Source organism: Komagataeibacter kakiaceti JCM 25156, from assembly GCF_000613305.1.
This window is the reverse complement of sequence record NZ_BAIO01000788.1, coordinates 1-777: the sequence shown is the minus strand read 5'-3', so window position 1 is coordinate 777 and position 777 is coordinate 1. Positions and strand designations below refer to the sequence as shown.

General features: G+C 67.4%; 1 protein-coding gene. It reads right to left on the bottom strand.

The window, feature by feature from the left end; genetic code table 11:
* On the bottom strand, positions 1-634 hold a 634-nt coding region (locus tag JCM25156_RS18950; protein WP_025814395.1), incomplete at its 3' end, for an aldo/keto reductase.
* Between the last annotated feature and the right edge of the window lie 143 nt (positions 635-777).

The following is a 777-nucleotide window of genomic DNA, read 5'->3' as shown; positions in this document are numbered from 1 at the left end:
GCCGCGCGATGCGCGCCAGAACCGGCGCGCGCAGCAGTTCGCCCCCCTGCCCCAGCGGGGAATAGGCCATGGTCACCACGCCCGCCGCGCGGTCATGGTCCAGCAGGTCGAACTCCACGCCCCGGTAATCGAGGCTGTACAGCACCTGATTGGCGGCGCATGGCGTGGGCGAGCGGATGCTTTCCACCGCGCGCATGCCGTCCGTATCAAAATTGGAAACGCCCCAGCTCCGGATCAGCCCGGCATCGACCAGATCCGCGAATCCGGCGATGGTTTCCTCCAGCGGGAAACTGCCTTCCCAGTGCAGCAGGTAGAGATCGAGCCAGTCGGTGCCCAGCCGTTTCAGCGAGGCCTCGCACGCCCTGCGCACGCCCGCGCGTGACGCGTTGGAGGGCAGGACCTTGCTGACGAGGAACACCTCATCACGCAGCCCCCCGATCGCCTCGCCCACCAGTTTTTCGGATCGGCCGGAGCCGTACATTTCCGCCGTGTCCACCACGCGGATACCGGCCTCCAGCCCCGCGCGGATGCTTGTGATCTCATCAGCGCGGCGGCTGGCGTCATCCCCCATGTTCCATGTGCCCATGCCCAGCGCGGGCACTTTCGTACCATTGGGGAAAGTAACCGTCTTCATCAGCGAACCTGCCTTTCGTCCATGCCGCGCGGCCAGAAGCCGGCCCGCGCGGGGGTGACTATTTCCGACGCGCCCACCCCTTTGGCTGCTGCTGCCAGTAGCTCAGCTCATGCCCGCCCTCACGCCCCGCCAGCCAGCGGCGG